17 protein-coding genes and 1 pseudogene are annotated in these 19623 nt (G+C 74.3%); 12 read left to right on the top strand and 6 right to left on the bottom strand.

Annotated elements, in window-relative coordinates:
* Nucleotides 1–155 precede the first annotated feature (155 nt).
* Nucleotides 156–1337, top strand: coding sequence for a quinolinate synthase NadA (nadA, locus tag AB0P35_RS04090; protein ID WP_363506173.1), 1182 nt, complete (start codon nucleotides 156–158; stop codon nucleotides 1335–1337).
* A gap of 77 nt (nucleotides 1338–1414) precedes the next feature.
* Here nadA and AB0P35_RS04085 read toward each other — a convergent pair whose 3' ends face one another.
* Complete coding sequence (locus AB0P35_RS04085; protein ID WP_363506170.1) at nucleotides 1415–1708, bottom strand: hypothetical protein; 294 nt, start codon at nucleotides 1706–1708, stop codon at nucleotides 1415–1417.
* A gap of 43 nt (nucleotides 1709–1751) precedes the next feature.
* Nucleotides 1752–2519 carry a PspA/IM30 family protein gene (locus AB0P35_RS04080; RefSeq protein WP_363506167.1) on the bottom strand — a complete coding sequence of 256 codons (768 nt, stop codon included), beginning with the start codon at nucleotides 2517–2519 and terminating at the stop codon, nucleotides 1752–1754.
* Nucleotides 2520–2802: 283 nt separating this feature from the next.
* On the opposite strand from AB0P35_RS04080, the gene AB0P35_RS04075 reads away from it, so the two are divergent.
* Entirely contained in the window at nucleotides 2803–3396 is a 594-nt protein-coding gene (locus AB0P35_RS04075; RefSeq protein ID WP_363506164.1) for a DUF3043 domain-containing protein, read from the top strand.
* A 188-nt stretch (nucleotides 3397–3584) separates the two neighbouring features.
* Nucleotides 3585–4277: a class I SAM-dependent methyltransferase gene (locus AB0P35_RS04070; RefSeq protein WP_095877307.1), complete on the top strand. Its 693-nt coding sequence runs from the start codon at nucleotides 3585–3587 to the stop codon at nucleotides 4275–4277.
* Nucleotides 4278–4348: 71 nt separating this feature from the next.
* Here the strand turns inward: AB0P35_RS04070 and AB0P35_RS04065 are convergent, their stop codons facing one another.
* Entirely contained in the window at nucleotides 4349–4549 is a 201-nt protein-coding gene (locus AB0P35_RS04065; protein WP_095877003.1) for a hypothetical protein, read from the bottom strand.
* Nucleotides 4550–4651: 102 nt separating this feature from the next.
* Here AB0P35_RS04065 and cobU point away from each other — a divergent pair.
* From cobU to AB0P35_RS04030, 7 genes and pseudogenes are all read left to right on the top strand, one after another.
* Nucleotides 4652–5206 (top strand): annotated as a pseudogene (cobU, locus tag AB0P35_RS04060) (bifunctional adenosylcobinamide kinase/adenosylcobinamide-phosphate guanylyltransferase); the annotation flags it as partial.
* 11 nt (nucleotides 5207–5217) lie between these two features.
* On the top strand, nucleotides 5218–6330 hold the full coding sequence (locus AB0P35_RS04055; RefSeq protein WP_363506161.1) for a nicotinate-nucleotide--dimethylbenzimidazole phosphoribosyltransferase: 1113 nt from the start codon (nucleotides 5218–5220) through the stop codon (nucleotides 6328–6330).
* 1 nt (nucleotide 6331) lies between these two features.
* Nucleotides 6332–7102, top strand: a complete 771-nt coding sequence (locus AB0P35_RS04050) for an adenosylcobinamide-GDP ribazoletransferase (RefSeq protein ID WP_363506158.1) — start codon at nucleotides 6332–6334, stop codon at nucleotides 7100–7102.
* Nucleotides 7103–7335: 233 nt separating this feature from the next.
* Nucleotides 7336–8832, top strand: a complete 1497-nt coding sequence (locus AB0P35_RS04045) for a leucyl aminopeptidase (RefSeq protein WP_363506155.1) — start codon at nucleotides 7336–7338, stop codon at nucleotides 8830–8832.
* Between the two features lie 397 nt (nucleotides 8833–9229).
* Complete coding sequence (gene lpdA, locus AB0P35_RS04040; protein WP_306454466.1) at nucleotides 9230–10636, top strand: dihydrolipoyl dehydrogenase; 1407 nt, start codon at nucleotides 9230–9232, stop codon at nucleotides 10634–10636.
* A gap of 62 nt (nucleotides 10637–10698) precedes the next feature.
* A complete protein-coding gene (gene sucB, locus AB0P35_RS04035) occupies nucleotides 10699–12447 on the top strand; it encodes a 2-oxoglutarate dehydrogenase, E2 component, dihydrolipoamide succinyltransferase (RefSeq protein WP_363506151.1) in 1749 nt (582 codons plus the stop codon).
* Nucleotides 12448–12772: 325 nt separating this feature from the next.
* Nucleotides 12773–13288, top strand: coding sequence for a DUF4240 domain-containing protein (locus AB0P35_RS04030; RefSeq protein WP_363506148.1), 516 nt, complete (start codon nucleotides 12773–12775; stop codon nucleotides 13286–13288).
* Nucleotides 13289–13333: 45 nt separating this feature from the next.
* On the opposite strand, the gene AB0P35_RS04025 is transcribed toward AB0P35_RS04030, so the two are convergent.
* Both AB0P35_RS04025 and AB0P35_RS04020 read right to left on the bottom strand, forming a co-directional pair.
* Nucleotides 13334–14326, bottom strand: a complete 993-nt coding sequence (locus AB0P35_RS04025) for a DUF2510 domain-containing protein (RefSeq protein WP_363506145.1) — start codon at nucleotides 14324–14326, stop codon at nucleotides 13334–13336.
* Between the two features lie 81 nt (nucleotides 14327–14407).
* Nucleotides 14408–14914 carry a GNAT family N-acetyltransferase gene (locus tag AB0P35_RS04020; protein ID WP_363506142.1) on the bottom strand — a complete coding sequence of 169 codons (507 nt, stop codon included), beginning with the start codon at nucleotides 14912–14914 and terminating at the stop codon, nucleotides 14408–14410.
* A 143-nt stretch (nucleotides 14915–15057) separates the two neighbouring features.
* Between AB0P35_RS04020 and AB0P35_RS04015 the strand changes: the two genes are divergently transcribed.
* Together AB0P35_RS04015 and AB0P35_RS04010 are read left to right on the top strand one after the other, a co-directional pair.
* Entirely contained in the window at nucleotides 15058–15969 is a 912-nt protein-coding gene (locus tag AB0P35_RS04015; protein WP_363506139.1) for a TIGR01777 family oxidoreductase, read from the top strand.
* 452 nt (nucleotides 15970–16421) lie between these two features.
* A complete protein-coding gene (locus AB0P35_RS04010; protein ID WP_363506136.1) occupies nucleotides 16422–17750 on the top strand; it encodes an FAD-dependent oxidoreductase in 1329 nt (442 codons plus the stop codon).
* A gap of 48 nt (nucleotides 17751–17798) precedes the next feature.
* Here AB0P35_RS04010 and AB0P35_RS04005 read toward each other — a convergent pair whose 3' ends face one another.
* Entirely contained in the window at nucleotides 17799–19454 is a 1656-nt protein-coding gene (locus AB0P35_RS04005; RefSeq protein ID WP_363506133.1) for a regulator, read from the bottom strand.
* Nucleotides 19455–19623 lie beyond the last annotated feature (169 nt).

Genomic DNA, 19623 nt, shown 5'->3' with positions numbered 1-19623 from the left:
CCGGCGAGCGGTTCTCGTCACATCGACAGAACGGCCATCGTCAGAGTGACGCTAACGCGTTATCATAGATAGCGTCAGATAGACGAGAAGGCCCCGCGGTGACACCGCTGCTCGGCAGGGGCCGAAGAATCGGCCTCACAGGAGGGCACCCGCCCGTGACCACCACCACCGAGACCTACGGCGTCGACCCCTCTCCGACGCCCTTGGCGCTGCTACTCCTCGGCCGCGAGGCCGACCCCGCGAGCGAGCGCGGCGTCGAGTGCCCCGGCGACCTGCCCGCCGCCTCCGACCCGGACCTGGTGGCGCGCGCCCGCGCCGCCAAGGCGAAGCTCGGCGACCGGGTCTTCATCCTGGGCCACCACTACCAGCGCGACGAGGTCATCGAGTTCGCCGACGTGACCGGCGACTCGTTCAAGCTGGCCCGTGACGCGGCGGCCCGCCCGGAGGCGGAGTACATCGTCTTCTGCGGCGTGCACTTCATGGCCGAGTCGGCGGACATCCTCACCTCCTCCGCGCAGCAGGTCGTGCTGCCGGACCTCGCCGCGGGCTGCTCGATGGCCGACATGGCCACCGCCGAGCAGGTCGCCGAGTGCTGGGACGTGCTGGCCGACGCCGGCATCGCCGACGTGACCGTGCCGGTCTCGTACATGAACTCCTCGGCCGACATCAAGGCCTTCACCGGCAGGCACGGCGGCACCATCTGCACCTCCTCCAACGCCAAGCGGGCACTGGAGTGGGCGTACGAGCAGGGCGAGAAGGTGCTCTTCCTGCCCGACCAGCACCTGGGCCGCAACACCGCCGTCCTGGAGATGGGCTTCTCGCTGGACGACTGCGTCCTCTACAACCCGCACAAGCCCAACGGCGGCCTGACCGCCGAGCAGCTGCGGAACGCGAAGATGATCCTCTGGCGCGGGCACTGCTCGGTGCACGGCCGGTTCAGCCTGGACTCGGTGAACGAGGTCCGCGAGCGGGTCCCCGGCGTCACCGTGCTGGTGCACCCGGAGTGCAAGCACGAGGTGGTCACCGCGGCCGACATGGTCGGCTCGACCGAGTACATCATCAAGGCGCTGGACGCCGCCGAGCCCGGTTCGAAGTGGGCCATCGGCACCGAGCTGAACCTGGTCCGCCGGCTGGCCAAGGCCCACCCGGACAAGGAGATCGTCTTCCTCGACCGCACGGTCTGCTTCTGCTCGACCATGAACCGGATCGACCTGCCGCACCTGGTGTGGGCGCTGGAGTCGCTGGCCGAGGGCCGGGTGCCGAACGTGATCACGGTCGACCCGGAGACCGAGAAGTACGCCAAGGCCGCGCTGGACCGGATGCTGGCCCTGCCGTAACGTTCCGCCGCACCGCAGCACGCCGAAGGGCGGGTACCCCGTACGGGGTACCCGCCCTTCGGCGTGTGTCACAAGACCTACTCCGGCAGGCCGGGGATGAGGCCGTCGCCTTCGGTCCGCAGCATCTCGCGGACCTCGTCGATGGTCGCCTCCGCGTCGGGGAGGATCAGGTCGGAGGGCTCCAGGGACTCGTCCGGCAGCGGGCTGCCGAACTTCTTGACCGCGCCCAGCAGGGCGTCCAGCGCGGCCCTGAACCTGTCGTCGTCACCCGATTCCACCGCCTTGAGCAGTTCGTCGTCCAGCTCGTTGAGCCGGTTCAGGTGGCTCTCGCCGACCTGGAACTGCCCCTCACCCATGACCCTCATGATCATGCCGGCGCGTCTCCCTGTCCGGGTTCGTGGTGTTGTCCGGTTGTTACTTGTTGTAGTTGATCTTCGACGGGTCCTGCTGTCCCTGCTCGATGGCCTGCGGGGCCGCGGTGGGAGAGCCGCCGGTCAGCTCGGCCTTCATCCGGGCCAGCTCCAGCTCGACGTCGGTGCCGCCGGCCACCCGCTCCAGCTCGGCCTCGATGTCGTCCTTGCGGCCGAGGCCGCTGGCGTCGTCGAGCGCGCCGGAGGCGAGCAGTTCGTCGATCGCACCGGCCCGCGCCTGCATCTGCGCGGTCTTGTCCTCGGCCCGCTGGATGGCCAGGCCCACGTCGCCCATCTCCTCCGAGATACCGGAGAAGGACTCGGCGATCCGGGTCTGCGCCTGGGCGGCGGTGTACGTCGCCTTGATGGTCTCCTTCTTGGTGCGGAAGGCGTCCACCTTGGCCTGCAGCCGCTGGGAGGCGAGCGTGAGCTTCTCCTCCTCGGCCTGCAGCTGCTGGTACTGGGTCTCCAGGTCGGTGATCTGGGACTGCAGGTTCGACTTGCGGGTCAGCGCCTCGCGGGCGAGGTCCTCGCGGCCCAGCGAGAGCGCCTTGCGGCCCTGGTCCTCGTACTTCGCGGACTGCTGCTGCAGCTGCGTGAGCTGCAGCTCCAGGCGCTTGCGGGATGTGGCCACGTCGGCGACGCCGCGGCGCACCTTCTGCAGCAGCTCCAGCTGCTTCTGGTAGGAGTAGTCGAGCGTCTCCCGCGGGTCCTCCGCACGGTCCAGTGCCTTGTTGGCCTTGGAGCGGAAGATCAGCCCCATACGCTTCATGATTCCGTCGCTCATGGGCCTCGGGTGCCCCCTTCTACGGGCCTGCGAATTCCGTCTCGTAACACGTCGAGTCTATGTGCAGCGAGCCGGTCGCCGCAGTGCACGAGCTGCAACAAGACTGCTACAGCCGCACACTGCCGGGCATCGTTCCTGGGGTGGAGCCGACCCTGACACCATGATCCGCCCGAAGTCGGAGGGCCCGTACGGGACACGCCGCCGATCGATATCCGTTCGTGCCGACGGTCACTGCGGAAAGCACCCGGCCAGCACGTACGCTGGGGGTGTGTTCCGACGCCGTGATGAAGCCTCCTCCGCCGCTACCGCGCTGGCCGAGCAGGACGAGAAGACCCCCCGCGACCCGCAGGCCAAGAAGGGCCGGCCGACGCCGAAGCGCAGCGAGGCCGAGGCCACCCGGCGCACCCGGGTGACCGTCCCCAAGGACCGCAAGGAAGCCGCCAAGCAGTCCCGCGACCGGATGCGGTCCGAGCGCGAGAAGCAGCGCACCGCCCTGCTCGAGGGCGACGAGCGCTACCTGCCCGCGCGCGACAAGGGCCCCGTCCGCCGGTTCGCCCGCGACTACGTCGACTCGCGCTGGTCGCTCGCCGAGTTCTTCCTGCCGTACGCCGTGGTGGTGCTGGTCCTCAGCATCGTCCGGGTGCCGGCCCTGCAGCTGCTCTCCACGCTGCTGTTCCTGGTCTTCTTCGTGCTGGTGGTCCTGGACTTCGCCCGCCTGGGTCTGGGTCTGCGCAAGGCCGTGCAGGAGCGCTTCCCGAACCAGAACACCCGCGGTGCCGTGCCCTACGGCCTGATGCGCACCCTGCAGATGCGCCGGCTGCGGCTGCCCAAGCCGCAGGTGAAGCGGGGCGAGCGGCCCTGACCGCGGAGCCGGTCCCGCCGCCCTGGGCCCTGCCGGTTCAGCAGGAGCAGCCCGGGCTGTACGCGCTGCCCGGGCAGGGTGCGGGCGGGCACGACCGGCTGCCGGCCGTGGGCGGCGGCGGCCGGCACGCGGCCGGTTCCTGGCCCGCCCGGCAGGGCGGCCTGCGCGGTCTCGTCCGAGAGGAACTGCTGACCCGGCAGCTCGCCGAGCAGCTCACCGGCCGGACCGGACTGCGCGTTCTGGACGTCGGCTGCGGGCAGGGCACCCAGACGGTGCGGCTCGCCCGCGCCGGGCACTTCGTCACCGGTGTCGACCCGGACCCGGTCACCCTCGGCGCCGCCCAGGCCGCGGTCGGGGCCGAACCCGCCGAGGTACAGGGCCGCGTCCGGCTGATCGGCGGGGACGGGCACGCCTGCGGCCGCTGGTTCCCGCCGCGCTCCTTCGACGTGGTGCTCTGCCACGGCGCCCTGATGTACCTCGCCGACCCGGACCCGCTGCTCGCCGCGCTCGCCCGGGTGCTCGACACCGGCGGCGTGCTGTCCCTGCTGGTCCGCAACGCCGACGCGCTGGCCATGCGCCCCGCGCTGTCCGGCGACTGGCGCACGGCCCTCGCGGCCTTCGACTCCTACCGCTGCACCGACCGGTACGGCGTGCCCGCCCGGGCGCACCGGCTCGCCGAGCTGACGACCACGCTCACCGGGATCTCGGTGCCGCTGCGGCACTGGTACGGCGTCCGGGTCTTCACCGACGCCGCCCCGGACGAGGCGACGCCGGTCGACGGCCGGCAGCTCGCGCAGCTCCTCGACGCCGAGGAGCGCGCCGGCCGCCAGGACCCGTACCGCCAGGTCGCCGGCCTGCTCCACCTCGTCGGCGCCAAATAGCCGGGTAGCCCGGGTAACCCGGGTAGCTGAACAGCCGAGCCCCGCCGAGCGGCCGGGCCCGGCCGGGGCCCTTACCCCTCGTGCAGGCTCATCGAGTAGATCTCCCGGTCGTCCTCCAGCAGCACCGCCTGGTCGACGCCGTCGGCCAGCAGCTGCTTCCAGGTCTCGCCGATCCACGACTCCGCGTCGCCCTGGCCGGGGAACTCCTCCTGGCCGCCGGGCTGGTCGACCCTCGTGCCGTCCTGCTGCTCGAACCGCCACGTCCACACCATGTGTCGGACTCCTCCCGCTCGGTGACCACGCCGTCGTGCGCACACTAGCGTGCCCGCCCCGCCGCTCCCCATACCTGGTGCGGCAGGATGATCCGCATGGCACTCCCCCGCACCCTGGTCCTCGGCGGCGCCCGCTCCGGCAAGTCCACCCGGGCCGAGCTGATGCTCGCCCCGCACGAGGACGTGCTGTACGTGGCCACCTCGGGCACCCGCGACGGCGACCGGGAGTGGGCGGACCGGGTCCGGCTGCACCGCGAGCGGCGGCCGGCGAGCTGGCGCACCGCCGAGACCTGCGATCTGGAGGCCGTGCTCGCCGACCGGGACGACACCGCCCCGGTGCTGATCGACTGCCTGGCGCTGTGGCTCACCGCGGTGATGGACGAGCACGCCGCGTGGTCCGACGACAGCTGGCACGGCGCCGGCGAGCAGGCGGTGCAGCGGCGCTGCGAGGCGCTGGCCGCCGCCTGGGCGGCCACCCGGCGTCCGGCGGTCGCGGTCAGCAACGAGGTGGGGATGGGCGTGGTGCCCGCGACCGCGGCCGGACGGCGCTTCCGGGACACCCTGGGACGGCTCAACATGGCGGTCGCCGACGCCTCCGAGCAGGTGCTGCTGGTGGTGGCCGGACAGGTGCTGACCGTCAAAGCCACCGCCGTGTAGCCTTCCGAGCGATGGACACGACCGTGGATCTCGACAGTTTCTCCTCCCTCGTCGAGCGGCCCGACGAGGCCGCCCGCAAGGCCGCCGAGGAGTACCGGCAGCAGCTGGGCCTGCCGCCGGGCGGCCTCGGCTCGCTGGAGGAGCTCGGCGCCTGGCTCGCCTCCGTCCAGGGCGCGGCCCCGGTTCGGCCGGTGGCCGCCGCCAAGGTCCTGCTGTTCGCCGGCGACCACGGGGTCGCCGGGATCGGCGTCTCCCGGCCCGGGTCCGGCACGGTGGACCGGGTGCACGCCGTGCTGGCGGGCACCGCGCCGACGGCCCTGCTGGCCCGCCGCTACGGCGCGGCCGTCCGGGTCGTCGACATGGCGGTCGACGCCGAGCCGCACGAGTTCCCCGCCGAGGTGTCGCAGTACCGGGTGCGCCGCGGCTCCGGCCGGATCGACGTCGAGGACGCGCTGACCGCCGAGGAGACCGCCCGCGCCTTCCGGGCCGGCATGGCGATCGCCGACGAGGAGGCCGACGCCGGCACCGACCTGGTGCTGCTCGGCGACATCGGCACCGGCTCCACCACGGTCGCGGCCGTGCTGGTCGGTGCGCTCTGCGGCACCGACGCGGCGGCCGTCACCGGGCGCGGCTCCGGCATCGACGACCGGGTGTGGATGGTCAAGTGCGCGACCGTCCGGGACGCGCTGCGCCGGGCCCGGCCCGTCCTCGGCGACCAGCTCGGCCTGCTCGCCGCGACCGGCGGCGCCGACTTCGCCGCGATCACCGGCTTCCTGCTGCAGGCCGCCGTCCGCCGGCTGCCGGTGGTGCTGGACGGCGTGGTCTCCGCGGCCTGCGCGCTGGTCGCCCAGCGGGTGGCCTTCCGGGCGCCCGAGTGGTGGCGGGCCGGCCAGGACAGCGGCGAGCCCGCCCAGGCCAAGGCCTACGACCGGCTGACCCTGACACCCCTCCAGCAGCTCGGTGTCCGGGCCGGCGAGGGCGTCGGCGCGCTGCTGGCGCTGCCGCTGCTGCAGGCCGCCTCCGACACCCTGGCGGAGCCCACCGACGTACCGGCCGCCGCGAAGGGCGAGCCGCGGCCGCCCGCGAAGCTGCCCACCGCGGCGGAGCTGCTGGGCCTCGGCTGACGTGCCGGACGGGCTGCGCTTCGCCTTCGGCACGCTCTCGGTGCTGCCGGTCCGGGTCGACCGCTGGGACCGGCCGACGGCCGGCCGGGCGATGCTCGCCGCCCCCGTGGTCGGCGTGGTGCTCGGCCTGCTCGCGGCCGGGGCCGGGGCGCTCGTCGCCTGGCGCGCCGGCGGCCTGCTCGGCGCGGTGACCGCGGTGGGCGTGCTCGCCGCGCTGACCCGAGGCCTGCACCTGGACGGTCTGGCCGACGTCGCCGACGGCCTGGGCAGCGGGAAGCCGGCCGAGGACGCGCTGCGGATCATGAAGCAGTCGGACATCGGGCCGTTCGGCGTGCTGACGCTGCTGCTGGTGATGCTGACTCAGATCGCGGCGCTGGCAGGTCAGTTCGACGCCTCGCCGGGCCGTGGGGCGCTCGCCGTGCTGACCGCCGCCCTCGCGGGCCGCTGCGCGCTCGCCTGGGGCTGCCGCCGCGGGGTGCCGGCCGCACGGCCAGGCGGACTCGGCGCGGCGGTCGCCGGCACGGTGCCGGGCACCGGCGCCGTCGCCGTCTCCGCGGTCTGCGCACTGCTGCTCGGCACGGCCGGCGCGGGGTACGGGTGGTGGGCCTGGGTGTACCCGGCGGCGCTGGCGGCCGGGCTGGGCTGCGCACTTCTGCTGCTGCGCCGCTGCGTGCGGCGGCTGGACGGGATCACCGGGGACGTGCTCGGCGCGACCGCGGAGACGGCGGCCACCGGGGCGCTGGTGGCGCTGGCGCTGATCGGCACCGGCTGACCGCCGCGCGGCGGCGACGGCGCCCGGTTCGCACGGTTCGTCACACCGTGTACGCCCGGCCCGCCGGGGTCGGGCGAGCCCTGGCGCCGCGCAGTCCCAGCATGCGGACTACCATGCGGGGTGCACCGTAGCCCTGCGCCCCGTTTCCCCGCGGAGTCAGCCGGGGTTATGCCGGTACGGCACACCCCGAGCCGTGACCGGCCGTGGACCGCGAAAGAACAGGACGCATCGTCGTGACAACACTGTCTGTGAGCACCTCCTCCGCCGCGAGCCTGCGCGCGGACGCCCTGGTGGTCGGCGTGGCGAAGGGCCCCAAGGGCCTGGTGCTCGCGCCCGGCGCCGAGGCCGTGGCCGAGGCGTTCGAGGGCACGCTGACCGAGGTCCTCGCCACCCTGGGCGCCACCGGCGCCGAGGGCGAAGCGGTCAAGGTTCCGGCGCCCGCCGGCCTGAAGGCCCCGCTCGTGCTGGCGGTCGGCCTCGGCGACGCGTCCGAGGACGGCTACGCCGCGGAGGCGCTGCGCCGGGCCGCCGGTGTCGCCGCGCGCACCCTGGCCGGCGTGAAGAAGGCCGCGCTGGCGCTGCCCGCCGACTCCGCCGAGGAGATCGAGGCCGTCGCACTGGGCGCCCTGCTGGGCTCCTACGCCTTCGGCACGTACAAGGGCGAGAACGGCAAGGCCCCGGTCGGCGAGGTGGCCGTGCTGGCCGCCCGCAAGGGCAGCAAGGACGCGAAGGCCGCGGTCGAGCGCGCCGCCGCGCTGGGCGAGGAGATGAACCGGGCCCGCGACCTGGTCAACACCGCGCCGAACGACCTCAACCCGAAGTCCTTCGCGGCGATCGCCCAGGCCGCCGGCAAGGAGCACGGCCTCAAGGTCGAGGTGCTGGACGAGAAGGCCCTGCTCAAGGGCGGCTTCGGCGGCATCCTCGGCGTGGGCAACGGCTCCGCCAACCCGCCCCGGCTGGTGAAGGTGGCCTACACCCACCCGAAGGCCACCGCCTCGCTGGCGTTCGTCGGCAAGGGCATCACCTACGACTCGGGCGGCATCTCGCTGAAGCCGGCCGGCCACAACGAGACCATGAAGTGCGACATGGCGGGTGCCGCCGCGGTGTTCGCCGCCGTGGTCGCCGCCAAGCGCCTGGGCCTGCGGGTCAACGTCACCGCCTGGCTGGCGCTGGCCGAGAACATGCCGTCCGGCTCGGCGACCCGCCCCGGCGACGTGCTGCGCATGTACGGCGGCAAGACCGTCGAGGTGCTCAACACCGACGCCGAGGGCCGCCTGGTGCTGGCCGACGCGATCGTCCGGGCCGGCGAGGAGAACCCGGACGTCATCGTGGACGTCGCCACCCTGACCGGCGCGATGGTGCTGGCGCTGGGCACCCGCACCTTCGGTGTGATGGCCAACGACGACGAGCTGCGCACCCGCCTGCACGAGACCGCGACCGCGGTCGGCGAGCAGTCCTGGCCGATGCCGCTGCCGGCGGACCTGCGCAAGGGCATGGTCGAGTCGACGATCGCCGACCTCGCCAACATGGGCGAGCGGATGGGCGGCGGCCTGGTGGCCGGCCTGTTCCTGAAGGAGTTCGTGGCCGAGGGCATCGACTGGGCCCACCTGGACATCGCGGGCCCGGCGTTCAACGAGGGCGGCCCGTTCGGCTACACGCCGAAGGGCGGCACCGCGAGCGCGGTGCGCACCCTGGTGCGCTACGCGGAGGACGTGGCGGCGGGCGCCTGACGCCCGGCGGACATCCGCGGAGGGGTCCGGCGCCCGGTGGGCGCCGGACCCCTCGGCTTTCCCCATTACCAGCCGGTAATGCACATGGGGTGGCGGAGGCCACATTCCGAGACGGTGTTCGCCGCGGGCGAAACTGTCTTCCGCAGAGCGGAAGAAGCCCGGGAGCGGGCCGCCGCAGCCGCCGCTCTCCGCCCCGACGTCACCGCTGTGAGCTGCGGCGATACCCACCCGTACGGGGCATTCGAGCGGTCCGTGACAGCCTGGCCACGGCGGTCGGGGCGGCCCCGGACACCAGTCGCCTCGAACAAGTGCAAAGATGTATTTCCGGCACGACTGGGCGCCTTACAAAGGCTTCCCACACCACCGGACCGCGACCGGCCCGGCGAACCGCACCCCTTTGCATGGAGGACGTGACGTGGCGAACGACGCCAGCACCGTTTTCGACGTAGTCATTCTCGGAGGCGGAAGCGGCGGTTACGCCGCGGCGCTCCGCGCCGCCCAGCTGGGTCTGAGCGTCGCGCTGATCGAGAAGGGCGAGCTCGGCGGTACCTGCCTGCACCGCGGCTGCATCCCCACCAAGGCTCTGCTGCACGCGGCCGAGGTCGCCGACGAGACCCGCGAGGCCGCCGAGTTCGGCGTCCTGGCCACCTTCCAGGGCATCGACATCAAGGGCGTCCACAAGTACAAGGACGACGTGGTCTCGGGCCTGTACAAGGGCCTGCAGGGCCTGGTCGCCTCCCGCAAGGTCACCTTCATCCAGGGCGAGGGCCGGCTGTCCTCGCAGACCTCGGTGGACGTCAACGGCCAGCGCGTCGAGGGCCGCCACATCGTCCTCGCCACCGGCTCGGTTCCCAAGTCGCTGCCCGGCCTGACCATCGACGGCAACCGGGTCATCTCCTCGGACCACGCCCTCAAGCTCGACTACATCCCGAAGTCGGCCGTCATCCTCGGCGGCGGCGTCATCGGCGTCGAGTTCGCGTCCGTGTGGAAGTCCTTCGGCGTCGAGGTCACCATCGTCGAGGCCCTGCCGCACCTCGTCCCGCTGGAGGACGAGAACAGCTCCAAGCTGCTGGAGCGCGCCTTCCGCAAGCGCGGCATCAAGTTCGAGCTGAAGGCCCGCTTCTCCGGCGTCGAGTACACCGAGAACGGTGTCCGCGTCTCCACCGAGAACGGCAAGCAGATCGACGCCGACGTGCTGCTGGTCGCCATCGGCCGCGGCCCGGTCTCGGCCGGCCTCGGTTACGAGGAGGCCGGCGTCGCCATGGACCGCGGCTACGTCCTGGTCGACGAGTACCTGCGCACCAACGTGCCGACCATCTCGGCGGTCGGCGACCTCGTCCCGACCCTGCAGCTCGCCCACGTCGGCTTCGCCGAGGGCATGCTCGTCGCCGAGCGCCTGGCGGGCCTGAAGGTCGTGCCGATCGACTACGACGGCATCCCGCGCGTGACCTACTCCAACCCGGAGGTCGCCTCCGTCGGCCTGTCCGAGGCCAAGGCCGCCGAGCAGTACGGCAAGGACAAGATCGTCACGCTCAAGTACAACCTGGCCGGCAACGGCAAGAGCAAGATCCTCAAGACCGCCGGCGAGATCAAGCTCGTCCAGGTCAAGGACGGCGCCGTGGTGGGTGTCCACATGGTCGGCGCCCGCATGGGCGAGCAGGTCGGCGAGGCCCAGCTGATCTACAACTGGGAGGCCCTGCCCGCCGAGGTCGCGCAGCTCATCCACGCGCACCCCAGCCAGTCCGAGGCCCTGGGCGAGGCGCACCTGGCGCTGGCCGGCAAGCCGCTGCACGCGCACGACTGATCCGCGGCACCCCCCGAGTTGTCCATTCCTGTACGCAAGACTTGATAGGAGTCGCTGAAACCATGGCGGTCTCAGTAACACTGCCCGCACTGGGCGAGAGCGTGACCGAGGGCACCGTCACCCGCTGGCTGAAGGCCGAGGGTGAGCGCGTGGAGGCCGACGAGCCCCTGCTCGAGGTCTCCACCGACAAGGTCGACACCGAGATCCCGGCCCCCGCGTCCGGCATCCTCGCGTCGATCAAGGTCAGCGAGGACGAGACGGTCGAGGTCGGCGCCGAGCTGGCCATCATCGACGACGGCTCGGGCGCCCCGGCCGCCGCTCCGGCCCCGGCCGCGGAGGCCGCGCCGGTCGCCGCTCCGGCCCCGGTCGCCGCTGCCCCCGCCCCGGTCGCCGACGCCGCTCCGGCCCCGGCCGCCCCCGCGGGCGACGCCACCCCGGTGCTGCTGCCGGCGCTCGGCGAGTCCGTGACCGAGGGCACCGTCACCCGCTGGCTGAAGGCCGAGGGCGACACCGTCGCGGTCGACGAGCCGCTGCTCGAGGTCTCCACCGACAAGGTCGACACCGAGATCCCGTCGCCGGTCGCCGGCACCCTGGTGAAGATCCTGGTCGGCGAGGACGAGACCGCCGAGGTCGGCGCCCAGCTCGCCCTGATCGGTGCCGCCGGTGCCGTCGCCGCCGCCCCGGCCCCTGCCGCTCCGGCCGCTCCGGCTCCGGCGCCCGCTCCGGCCGCTCCGGCTCCGGTCGCCGCGGCTCCGGCCCCGGTTGCCCCCGCCGCCCCGGTCGCGCCTGCCGCCCCGGTCGCCCCCGCCGCCCCGGCGCCCGCCCCGGTCGCCGCTCCGGCTCCGGTCGCTGCCACCCCGGCTGCTCCGGCCGCCCCGGCCGCGGACAACGGCGACGCCTACGTGACCCCGCTGGTGCGCAAGCTCGCCGCCGAGCACGGTGTGGCCCTCTCGGCCGTCGCCGGCAGCGGTGTCGGCGGCCGCATCCGCAAGCAGGACGTGCTCGCCGCGGCCGAGGCCGCGAAGGCCGCCCAGGCCGCTCCCGCCGCCGCCCCGGCCGCCGCGCCGAAGGCCGCCGCCGCGCCGTCCGCGCTGCGTGGCCAGACGGTCAAGATGACCCGCATGCGCAAGGTCATCGGCGACAACATGCTGAAGGCCCTGCACGAGCAGGCGCAGCTGACCAGCGTGGTCGAGGTGGACGTCACCAAGATCATGTCGCTGCGCGGCAAGGCCAAGGACTCCTTCCTCGCCCGCGAGGGCGTGAAGCTGTCCCCGATGCCGTTCTTCGTCAAGGCCGCGGCCCAGGCGCTGAAGGCCCACGCGGTCATCAACGCCCGGATCAACGAGGCCGAGGGCACCATCACCTACTTCGACACCGAGAACATCGGTATCGCGGTGGACTCGGAGAAGGGTCTGATGACCCCGGTCATCAAGGGTGCGGGCGACCTCAACATCGCCGGCATCTCGAAGAAGACCGCCGAGCTGGCCGACAAGGTCCGCAGCAACAAGATCACCCCGGACGAGCTGTCCGGCGCGACCTTCACCATCAGCAACACCGGTTCGCGCGGCGCCCTGTTCGACACCGTCATCGTGCCGCCGAACCAGGTCGCGATCCTGGGCATCGGTGCCACGGTGAAGCGCCCGGTGGTCATCGAGGCCGACGGCGGCACCGCCATCGGCATCCGCGACATGACCTACCTGTCGCTCTCCTACGACCACCGCCTGGTGGACGGCGCGGACGCCGCCCGCTACCTGGTGGCCGTGAAGGAGATCCTGGAGGCCGGCGAGTTCGAGGTCGAGCTCGGCCTGTAAGGACCGCGCCGCACTCCGCGGACGCACGCACGGCGGACCCCCGCCCCGGGACACCGGGGCGGGGGTCCGCGTTTTCGCCCGCTGGCCTCCGTGCCCTCCGAACCCGGCGCCGACACTTGTCGCTCCGTCGCTGCGCTCCCTCGCTCCGGCCTTTCGGTACCGGCGGGCCCTTCGGCTCGGGGCGGGGGTCGGTGCTTTCGCCCGCTCGCCTCCGGGCGGCTCGGGGCGGGGGTCCGTGCTTTCGCGCCGTCCGGTGTCCCGCTCCGCCTCTCCCCGTCGCGCCTCGCATGCATTGGCCGGGGTGAGCGTGGATGCTGGAGCGGTGATGTACGAGACGGACTTCTGGCAGCTGATCGACGAGACCCGCGAGGCCGCGGCGGGGGATCCGGACGACCAGGCGGACGCGCTGGTCGACCGGCTGGTGCAGCTCACCCCGGACGACGTCGTCGACTACGCCCGGCTGTTCGAGGCCCGGTTCCAGCGGGCCTTCACCACCGAGCTTTGGGCCGCCGCGCACCTGATGCTGGGCGGGGCCTCCGCGGACGACTTCGACTTCTTCCGGTGCTGGCTGATCGGGCAGGGCCGCGAGGTGTACGAGCATGCCGTGCACGAGCCGGACGAGCTGGCGGTGCTGGTGCCCGACTTCGACGAGGAGGAGGACGGCGAGGCCGAGGACCTCGGCTACGCCGCCGACGAGGCGCACGAGCAGCTGACCGGTCTGCCGCTGCCCGACCTCGGCCTGGCACCGCAGGACGACCCGGAGGGCGCGCCGTTCGACTTCGAGGACGACGGCATCATGGCGAAGCGCTTCCCCCGGCTGTGGGAGCGCTTCGGGCGGTGATACCGGTGCCCCGGCCGGCACCCGCGGTGCCGGCCGGGCCCCGGCTCAGGCGTTGCTGCCCGCCGTGGTGGAGCGGATGCCCGTGACGATCGCGTCCAGGGTGCCGGGCGTGGGCGCCTTGGGGTCGTCGTCCACGCCGCCGTGCAGCAGGACGAAGCCGGCACCGCGGGCGTCCGGCACGGCCACCATCAGCACGTAGCCGGCGGCGCCCTGCTGCGGGGTGACGTGCCAGCGCACCGCGTAGCCGATGGCGCCGGCGACGACGACGGGGCCGGAGCCGGCCTCCTCGTGGGAGGTGAGGTCGCCGAAGATCTTCGGTGCGTAGTCGACGATCGCCGCCTTGGCGACCGACGCGGCGTCCGTACCGGGCACCGAGAGCGTCTCGACGGAGAACTGGCCTCGGATGCACTGCGTCTGCATGCCGCAGTCGTACGGGCCGGTGACCTCGTAGACCGAACTGGTGCTGCTGCTGGTGTGCACCGTCCAGCCGGTGGGGCGCGGCACCCGCCAGCCGTGCATCACGTCGGGGAGGGTGCTGCCGGCGACCGGGGGCGTGCTGGTGCGCGGGCTGGGGCTGAACCGCGGCACGCTCGGGCTGGTCCGCGGGGAGGCGGAGAAGCTCACCGGCGGCGGGGCGGTGATCACCGGATCGTCGTCGCCGTCGGCGAGCACCAGCACCACTCCGGCGACGGCGGCCAGTGCCAGCACGCCGGCGGCGATGCCGATGATCAGCCCGTTGCGGTTCTTCGGGCCCGTGGCGGTCGACGGGTAGGCGTACGCCGGGCCGGCCTGCGGGTAACCGTAGGGGCCCGGCTGCTGCTGCTGTTGCGGATAGCCGTACCCGGGCTGCGGGACGGCCTGGCCGGTCCAGGCCTGGGTGGGGGCGTCGGCGATCTGCGCGGGCTGCGGGGCCGCGGCGGACTGGGCGGGCCGGACCTCGGCCGTCCAGGCGTTGCCGTCCCACCAGCGTTCCTGCGCGGTGCCGCCCGGCCCGGCCTCCGGGACCGGGTACCAGCCGGGAGGAGTCGATGTGCTCACGGCCGTACGGTACCGGTCCCGGGGCACGGCCCGGCAGGGGCGGCGAGGTCACGACTTGGACCGGACGGGCCTGGCGGTGCGTCAGGCGGGCAGCGGGCGGGACATCCAGACGTCGTCCACGTAGCCGCCGTCGAGCAGGAACTCGTCGCGGAGCACGCCCTCGACCGTGAAGCCGCACCGCTCGTACAGCCGGCGGGCGGGCGTGTTGTGGCCGAGCACCCGCAGGGTGATGCGGCGTGCCCCGGCCGCCGCGGCGGCCGCGCAGGCGGCCTCGACCAGGGCCCGGCCGACGCCGTGCCCGCGGACGCCGTGGTCGACGGCGAGGCCCTGGATCTGGCGGACGTGGCGGTTGCTGGCGAGCGGGGTGGGCGGCGCCTGGCGGACGTATCCGACGACCTCGCCGCCGAGTTCGGCGACCAGGTAGCCGTCGGGGGTGTGCTGCTCGTCGAAGAAGGCGGTGCCCTCGGCGCGCCGGGGCGCGACCTCGCTGAGGACGGACCAGACCGCGCGGTCGAGGGCGGCGAGCGCGCGGTCGTCCTCGGCGCGGGCCGCACGGATCGTCAGGTCGTCGGATGACATGGCCGCCATGCTAGGACGCGCCGGCGGGGCGCGGCCATGGGCGGCGGGGTGCCCGCGCCCGGGACGGGACGGCCCTGCCTGCGGTGCGGCGCCGCGCGCCCGGTGGGCTCGGCCTGCCCGGGCGCGGCTGGGCGGGCTGGGAGGATGGGGGTATGCGCATTGCGGTGACAGGGTCCACGGGTCTGATCGGTTCTGCTCTCGTCCGTTCGCTCCTCGCGGACGGGCACGAGGTGGTGCGGCTGGTGCGGCACCGGAGCCGGGTCGGGTGGCAGCCGGACGGGACGGTCGGGGTGGGGTGGAACCCGCACCTGCTGCAGATCGACGCGGCCGGGCTGGAGGGTGTCGACGCGGTGGTGCACCTGGCGGGAGCCGGGGTGGGCGACCGGCGGTGGACGCGGGCGTACAAGGAGGAGATCCGCAACAGCCGGGTGCTCGGCACGGAGACGGTGGCGGGTGCGCTGGCGAAGCTGAAGCGGCCGCCCAAGGTCCTGGTGAGCGCCTCCGCGGTCGGCTTCTACGGGCAGACCGGCGACCGGGTGATCGACGAGGGCGCGCCGGCCGGGGACGACTTCCTGGCCGGGGTGTGCGTGCAGTGGGAGGCGGCCGCGCGGCCGGCGGAGGACGCCGGGATCCGGGTGGTGCATCCGCGGACCGGCCTGGTGCTGGCGGCGGGCGGCGGTGCGCTCGGTCGGATGCTGCCGCTGTTCCGGCTGGGGCTGGGCGGGCGGCTGGGCTCCGGCGGGCAGTACTGGAGCATCCTGTCGCTGGCGGACGAGGTGGCCGCGCTGCGGTTCCTGATCGACCGTCCGACGCTCTCCGGCCCGGTGAACCTGACCGGTCCCGTGCCGGTGACCAATGCGGAGCTGACGGAGGCGCTCGGGCGGGCGCTGGGGCGGCCGACGGTGCTGGCGGTGCCGGGGTTCGCGCTGCAGGCGGTGCTAGGCGAGATGTCGGTCGAGGTGGTGGGCAGCCACCGGGTGGTGCCGGAGCGGCTGTTGGCGGCCGGGTTCCGGTTCCGGCACCCGGACGCCGACGCGGTGGTCCGGGCGGCGCTGCAGGGCTGAGCGGCCGCGGGCGGACGGGCCCGGGCGAACCCGGGCAGGGCTGAGCGGGCGCGCGCGGGGCGGAATCGGGCGGAACCGTGCAGGACTGAGAGGGTCCGGTTCCGGGTAAGCGGCCCCGTATGCGGGGCGGACCCGGTCCGCATACGGGGCGCACAGGGGCGCACGGTTGCAGACGGAGGGCGCGCCGTCGCGCCTGCCGTGACCGTGTGCGCCAGGCGGCGCCGGATCGCCGCTGGTCCGGCGCACGCTCGGTGACCGAGCCCCTCCGCAGTGCCACCACGACCCGGCGGGTGGCCCGATTTCACCGGGCCCGCCGGTCTGATCAGCACATTGACGGGGCATCACGTTTGACGGACCGTACCCGGCACCCCGCTGCCCGCCTCGGCCGGAGCTCCACGGTCCGGCCGTCGCCGCGCGGGCCCGGAGGCCGCCGTCAGGGAGGGAGCACACCCGTGCCCGCATACGACTTCATCCGCCGTACCCGCCAGCCGTCCGATCCGGACGTGGTCGTGGTCGGCGCCGGCCTCGCGGGCCTGGCCGCCGCCCGCGCGCTGACCGGACAGGGCCTCAGCGTCCAGGTCCTGGAGGCCGGCCGGCGCATCGGCGGCCGGATGGCCTCGGACGAGCTGGACGGATTCCGGCTCGACCACGGCGTCCACCTGCTCAACACCGACCACCCCGAGCCGGCCCGCCGGCTCGACCTCGACCGGCTGGATCTGCGCCCGCTGGCGTCCGCCGTCCTGGTGCACAGCGCGGGGCGCCGGCACCGGGTGGGCATCCCCCAGCAGTCCGCCGCCCGCCCGGCCGGCAGCCGGGGCGCGCTCGGCGGGGCGCCGGGCAGCCCGCTGGAGCGCGCCCGGCTCGCCGCGTCGCTGAACCGGCTCGCCGCCACCCCCGTGCCCCGGCTGCTGGCCCGGCCGGAGACCACCGCGGCCCGGGCGCTGGCCGACCGCGGTCTCGGCGGGCGCACCGTCGACGGCTTCCTGCGGCCGCTGCTGGGCGCCCTGCTGGCCGACCGCTCGCTCACCACCAGCAGCCGGGTCGCCGACCTGGTGCTGCGCTCGTACGCCCGGGGCCGGCTCTGTCTGCCGGCCGGCGGTTCGGCCTCGGTGCCGGCCCAGCTGGCCGAGGGCCTGCCGGCCGGGACGGTCCGGACGGGCGTGCAGGTGACCGGGGTCTCCGCGGACGGCGTGCAGACCGCCCGGCACGGCCGGGTGACGTGCCAGGCCGTGGTGCTGGCCTGTGACGGGCGGTCGGCGGCCGCGCTGCTGCCGGGGCTGCGGCTGCCCGACTTCCACCCGGTGACGACGTACTTCCACGCGGCGGACCGCTCGCCGCTGGGCGAGCCGGCCCTGCTGCTGGACGCCGACCGGTCCGGAGTGGCGCACTCGCTGGTGCTCAGCGACGTGCACCCCTCGTACGCGCCGGCCGGGCGGGCACTGGTCGCCACCGTCGTGCTGGGCCGGCGCGGCTTCGACATCGGCGGGCCGGCCGGGTTCGAGCCGGTCGTGCGCCGGCGGCTGGCGGAGCTGTACGGCACCTCCACCGCCGGGTGGGAGTTCCTGAGTGTGCGCCACGCCCCGGACGCGGTACCGGCGATGCCGGCGCCGCACCACTTCCGCCGGTCGGTCCGGGTGCTCGCCGGGCTGTACGTGTGCGGCGACCACCGGGACACCAGCAGCGTGCAGGGCGCGCTGGTGTCGGGGCGCAGGGCCGCGCAGGCGGTGCTGCGCGACCTCGGGCTGGAGACCTCGGTGCGGGCCTCCGACGTGGCGGCCTGACCCTGCCCGTCCGGTGGCCCGTCGGCGCGGCGGGCCACCGGACGACGCTCAGAGCACCCCGGCCTGCCGCGCGGCCTCCTCGAAGGCCCGGACGGCGGGGGTGGCCCGGTAGGGGGCCAGGCGCCGGTGGAAGTCCCGCAGGTACTCCACCGTGCGGGCGGAACGCATCTCGCCGGCGGCCCGCAGCGACTCGCCCGCCATCGTGCAGGACTCCTCGACCTCGCCCATCCCGAGCCGGGCGGTGGCCAGCACCAGCCGGCAGAGGATCCGGCTGCGGGCGTACGCGGGGGCGCGCAGCCGCAGCGACTTCTCGGCGTGCTGGGCGGCGGGCCGCCACTGCTGCAGGTCCCGGTAGCAGTGCGCGAACTCGTCGGCCAGCTGGGCCTCGTCGAAGTACCGCGACCAGGACGGCGCCTCGTCGCCCGGGCGGGCGGTGGCCAGTGCGCGCTCGCAGCGGACCATCGACGCAGTGCAGGAGCGGACGTCGCCGAGCAGCGCGTGGCCGCGGGCCTCGGCCGCGTGCATCAGCGCCTGCACGACCGGGGCCGCCGTGGTGCCGACGCCCTGCTGGGCGACCCGGGCGAGCTGGATGGCCTCCCGGCCGTGCCCGAGGTGGACGGCCTGCTGGCTCATGGTGGTGAGCACGAAGCCGCCGAGCACGCGGTCCCCCGCGGCCTGGGAGAGCCGCAGCGACTGGACGAAGTACCGCTGGGCGAGGCCGTGCGCGGCGATGTCGAAGGACGTCCAGCCCGCGAGCCGGGTCAGGTCGGCGACGGCGCCGAACAGCGCCCGGCCGATCTGCTCGCCGTAGCGGCCGCGCAGCATCGGCTCGGCCTCGCTCTCCAGGTAGCGCACCAGGGCCTGCCGGGCGTGGCCGCCGCCGTAGGCGTGGTCCAGCGCGCGGAACAGGTCACCGACCGCGCGGATCGCGGCGATGTCGCCGCGGCCGACCCGGACGGCGGGGCGGGAGTCGCGCCCGGGGGCGGGCTCGGCGCTCTCGGTGCCGGCGAGCGGCCGGCGGGCCTGCTGCGGCACCCGCCCGGGGACGGGGCGGGACGGCGGGCGGGTGGCGGCCCCGGGCGCGGCGGGCCGGGCGCCGGCCAGCTCCTCCGGGGGCAGCGTGGTGGCGTCCCGGGCGACCCGCTCGTCGGTGCGGCCGATCAGCCAGTCGCGGCTGGGCACCACCAGGCCGGCCGGGGTGAAGGCGATCTTGCGGAGTTCGGCGTACGGGCCGTTGTCCTTGCGCCACATGGAGGCGACGATGTCGACGGCCTCCTGCGGTGTCTCGGCGAACTCCAGCCCGGCGTAGACCGGGGCGCAGGCGTCGAGGCCGACGTCCTGGGCGGTGAGCCGGCGGCCGAGCCGGCGGGTGAAGACCTCGGCGATCAGTGCCGGGGTCGCGCCGCGGGGCTGCTGGCCGCGTAGCCAGCGGGTCACCGAGGTCTTGTCGTAGCGCAGGTCGAGGCCGTGCTCCAGGCCGAGCTGGTCGACCCGCCGGGCGAGGCCGGCGTGCGAGAAGCCGGACTCCTCGATGAGCGCGGCGAGTTGCGGGTTCTGGGTGCGGTGGTTCCCGGTGGCGCTCTCCACCGGGCGGTCGTCGTCTTCGTCGGACACCAGCGGAGGGGCCCCGGCCGGCACTTCGTGCGGGTCGAGCGCATCGAGCGGTCCGAACGCCGGGCTGTCGGTCACAGGCCGTTGGGGCATATCAGTCAACACCTCTCGAGCGCCGCACCGGTCCCCCCGGTATTCGGGGCGGCGCCCCCTGTCGGGAATCGGCGTGACAGTAGCGAGCATTCGGGCGCTATGGGCCGATTCGGGCGTGCAATCCTCCGAACGGGTGATGCAGGGGCGCCCGTTACGGGGAAGCAGGCGC

It is taken from the genome of Kitasatospora sp. NPDC085879, assembly GCF_040686255.1.
GTDB lineage: Bacteria > Actinomycetota > Actinomycetes > Streptomycetales > Streptomycetaceae > Kitasatospora.
Note: the sequence above shows the minus strand (reverse complement) of the source record. Positions and strands in the feature narration are given on the sequence as shown.

Bases quoted from the DNA above. Each gene is read 5' to 3' on its own strand.
- AB0P35_RS04085 (WP_363506170.1), bottom strand. From the start codon at position 1,708: ATGATCATGAGGGTCATGGGTGAGGGGCAGTTCCAGGTCGGCGAGAGC.
- AB0P35_RS04080 (WP_363506167.1), bottom strand. From the start codon at position 2,519: ATGAAGCGTATGGGGCTGATCTTCCGCTCCAAGGCCAACAAGGCACTG.
- AB0P35_RS04065 (WP_095877003.1), bottom strand. From the start codon at position 4,549: ATGGTGTGGACGTGGCGGTTCGAGCAGCAGGACGGCACGAGGGTCGAC.
- AB0P35_RS04055 (WP_363506161.1), top strand. From the start codon at position 5,218: ATGGACACGACCGTGGATCTCGACAGTTTCTCCTCCCTCGTCGAGCGG.
- sucB (WP_363506151.1), top strand. From the start codon at position 10,699: ATGGCGGTCTCAGTAACACTGCCCGCACTGGGCGAGAGCGTGACCGAG.
- AB0P35_RS04030 (WP_363506148.1), top strand. From the start codon at position 12,773: ATGTACGAGACGGACTTCTGGCAGCTGATCGACGAGACCCGCGAGGCC.
- AB0P35_RS04020 (WP_363506142.1), bottom strand. From the start codon at position 14,914: ATGGCGGCCATGTCATCCGACGACCTGACGATCCGTGCGGCCCGCGCC.
- AB0P35_RS04015 (WP_363506139.1), top strand. From the start codon at position 15,058: ATGCGCATTGCGGTGACAGGGTCCACGGGTCTGATCGGTTCTGCTCTC.
- AB0P35_RS04005 (WP_363506133.1), bottom strand. From the start codon at position 19,454: ATGCCCCAACGGCCTGTGACCGACAGCCCGGCGTTCGGACCGCTCGAT.